The organism is Microcystis sp. M_QC_C_20170808_M3Col (assembly GCF_007095505.1).
GTDB lineage: Bacteria > Cyanobacteriota > Cyanobacteriia > Cyanobacteriales > Microcystaceae > Microcystis.
In genome coordinates, this window is sequence record NZ_SFBY01000448.1 from 1 (window position 1) to 3,098 (window position 3,098).

At 44.4% G+C, this 3,098-nt stretch carries 4 protein-coding genes; 1 reads left to right on the forward strand and 3 read right to left on the reverse strand.

Features of this window, described 5'->3' with window-relative positions:
* Positions 1-133: 133 nt before the first annotated feature.
* The 3 genes from EWV84_RS20580 to EWV84_RS20590 form a co-directional block, all read right to left on the reverse strand.
* Entirely contained in the window at positions 134-361 is a 228-nt protein-coding gene (locus EWV84_RS20580; RefSeq protein ID WP_287079749.1) for an AbrB/MazE/SpoVT family DNA-binding domain-containing protein, read from the reverse strand.
* Between the two features lie 113 nt (positions 362-474).
* Complete coding sequence (locus EWV84_RS20585; protein WP_287079750.1) at positions 475-1,551, reverse strand: DUF1822 family protein; 1,077 nt, start codon at positions 1,549-1,551, stop codon at positions 475-477.
* Positions 1,551-2,792 carry a hypothetical protein gene (locus EWV84_RS20590; RefSeq protein WP_287079752.1) on the reverse strand — a complete coding sequence of 414 codons (1,242 nt, stop codon included), beginning with the start codon at positions 2,790-2,792 and terminating at the stop codon, positions 1,551-1,553. Before EWV84_RS20590 ends, EWV84_RS20585 begins: the two co-directional genes overlap by 1 nt.
* A gap of 21 nt (positions 2,793-2,813) precedes the next feature.
* Between EWV84_RS20590 and EWV84_RS20595 the strand changes: the two genes are divergently transcribed.
* Positions 2,814-3,098, forward strand: a 285-nt coding sequence (locus EWV84_RS20595; RefSeq protein ID WP_287079753.1) for a helix-turn-helix domain-containing protein, incomplete at its 3' end; no start/stop codon positions are given.

The following is a 3,098-nucleotide window of genomic DNA, read 5'->3' on the forward strand; positions in this document are numbered from 1 at the left end:
TTTTACTCGTTCAAGGCCGAATTTGAAGTCTTTTCTGAACGAAACCCCTTACTATCTGTGGTCAAGGTTCAGTTTTTAGCTTGGTTATCGCTTTTTCCATTGTAGCTTAAAGCCGTCCTAAAAGGACGGGGTTTTAACCCAAATTTTCGATAAGGGTATCAAGATTGCCGAGGGACGGGGTTTCTAGCACTAAGGCACTGCCTTGACGTTGGACTTTAGCTTCTTGCTCCAAGGGTTGTAGGATGATACAGCCTTGTCTAACCTCAAGATTGAGGGATTGGGCTGTGGTGATGCCGAGTTGTTGACGGATTTCTAGAGGAATTTCTAGTTTTCCGGTGTCATCGATCGCAATTGCCGTCATGGGGAACGCTCCTAGGGATAGAACGAAAGTTTGGCTCTTTCAATAACTCCATAAATTTTATCCCCTGTAAGGTAGTTTTGCCTGGAGAGAAAACGCCCATGATACCCCAACGCCTAGAGTTCAAAATTTTCGCGGAGGTAGATGTCACCGAGACTAAGCGCAATACTAAAAGGGATTCCAGATCGACCTTTAAAAGATTTTAGTTGAATATAGTTATCTTGCGTTCTAGACTGGACTTCTTGAAGCTTTTTGCCTGCCTGAGAAAGCAACGTTAACTTGATCTGGGGTGGCAGATATCGCTCCTCACCGGCCGGATGTAACTGAACCAGTACAGATAGCTGATTATCGGCTTCTTCTGTAACATTCACCAACAAGACCACTCTCTGTCCTTGCAACTCCATCCCCAAGTCAATAAGCTTGCCGCGTTTTGCACCCTCTCTCTGATTGCGAGGACTCCAAGCAAGATGGACTTCTGAACTAAACAGATCGTCGAGCGCTTGCCATCCTGCTGCAAAGACCCCCTGTATCCACTGTCCTAACTGGATAGGAGTTTCTTGAGAAGCCGTTAATGTGGTTTCAGAGATTGCTTCAGGCGTTGCGGTATGCTCCGTTGAAATGACGGGCAATAGTATTGAGGCAGGTTCTAGAAAATCACAGTAGAACAATAAATGATTGGGTTCAGGATCGAAAACAGATAGGGGAATTTGATAATAATCGTTTTGTAAACCATCACTGACCCGATGGCAATAATTCCTGAGTCGGTCATATCGCAAAAAGCCTCGAATCATTAACCGCTGCTGCTCTTCACAGACCTCAAGCAGGACATAGAAATGAGCGACAAGAGCCGGCTGTTCGATCGCTTCTCTGGGGATTTCCGCTACTTCATCCAGCACCTGCTCTTTGACAATTAAATTCAGCTTAAATTCATCAATTTTAAGGTTGTAAACAGCCCCGATCTGATTGATACATTGAGTTCGATCGATCAGGTGTGATGAAGCGCGTTCCTGTAGCCATTGCTCAAAACCCAATAGTGCCAGCGCATTCAGGTAGAGTTGCCACTGACCCGCTTCATTGACTGAGGGATTGACTAAGGGATTAACTAGCGCCCGCTCCAACTGTTCTGGTTCAATCCCAATGGCTTCAGGTCGCCTCAGATTTAAACCTGGTGGGATCGCTCTTAAACTAAACATTACGAAACTCCTTGTGAAACCTTTGTGTACTCTTCTAAGTAAAAGCAAAGCTGTTGAGCATATAGACTTTTCATCAGACGATTCTTTCCCGATTGAATTTCTTCAAACGCTGCCTGAAATATTTCCGCATCCGCCAAGGACTCGATTTGCTTCGCTAAATTTTCTAGATAATCGGGTTGAGGGGGAAGATCAGTCAGTCCTTTCTCTTCAGCTTTCTTAAGCATTTGTTCAAGCACTTGGCGAATTGTCAACGTCCGAACAGTGTTAATTAACTCTCCCGGATTCAACACCCGTCTTGCTTGCGCCCAACCAGACATTTTTAATAAATCAGCAATCTCTTTCAGTGCGATGCCCTGAGAATAATAGAGGTGTGATCCTGGAATAAATCGATCGGCGAAAGCGGCATACCCTTTGCTTTTTTTTAAATAAGTAATGCGATCGCTAATTGCCTGCTTAATGGAATGAACTAAGGCAAGTTGAAGCTGTTTGTGGAAGAATTCCAACATTTCTTGTTGCTCTTGCTGCTCCACATCACATTCACTGGCAATATCCTGTGGCAGCTCTGAGCGAATCAGGCGATCGCCTGTCTCTGGCTCTTCAACTTCTAACGGTTCTCGATGGCTCCAAAGGTCAAATTGTCTAAGTTGTAGTGCCACTCTTCGCAGTTCTGTGATCAATTGGTTGGGCTGAATTGTGATATTTCGTGCTTTTAAATAAGTCACCATCTCTTGAAGTTGTACTGATGTGGGATCTAGACAGCGTTTCGTACCCCGGTGTTGCTGATGCCTGTCTCGACGATAGACAGCGTGGAAGGCTGCAATCAAGTGGCGATCTCGTTCTGCCAGTTGTTCCAATTGTTTCGAGCGAGTGCGATTGAGTAGCGCCCAGTCGCTCAATTGTTTGAAGCCAAACTCGGATAAAAAATTCTTTAATTCTGGATTTTGTTTGGTTTGTAAATAAGTCCAGTTATCTAAGCTCATACTGGATTGAGCGTTGGGCTTAAAGGTTCGCAGAATTTGCAGTGAGAAACATTGATAAGCCGTTGTTTGAGGCTTGCCAGTGGGGTCTAAGGTGAGATAGGTTTTGCCATCTGAGTCTAAAACCATCAGCGTTTTCCCGTCGTCATTGAGGACAAACGGCAGCAAATCTCGATAAGTAAAGGAGCGATCATCGAAAATTTTGGGTCTGAAACCCCGTCGTTCTACGACGGCTTTACCGTTAAATACTAGCGCATTTACCAAATATATGCTAAAATGTGAGACATGGAAAAAGCCTACTCGTTCCGATTTTACCCCACACCCGAACAAGAGTCCCTATTGCGGCGCACTTTGGGCTGTGTAAGATTGGTTTACAATAAAGCTCTCCATCTCAGAACACAAGCATGGTACGAAAGACAAGAAAGAGTAGGATATACTGAAACTTCTTCAGTGCTAACCGATTGGAAAAAGCAAGAAGAATTAGACTTTCTCAATGAAGTAAGCTGTGTACCTTTACCACAAGGGTTAAGACACCTACAAACAGCTTTCACTAATTTCTTTGCTGGTCGT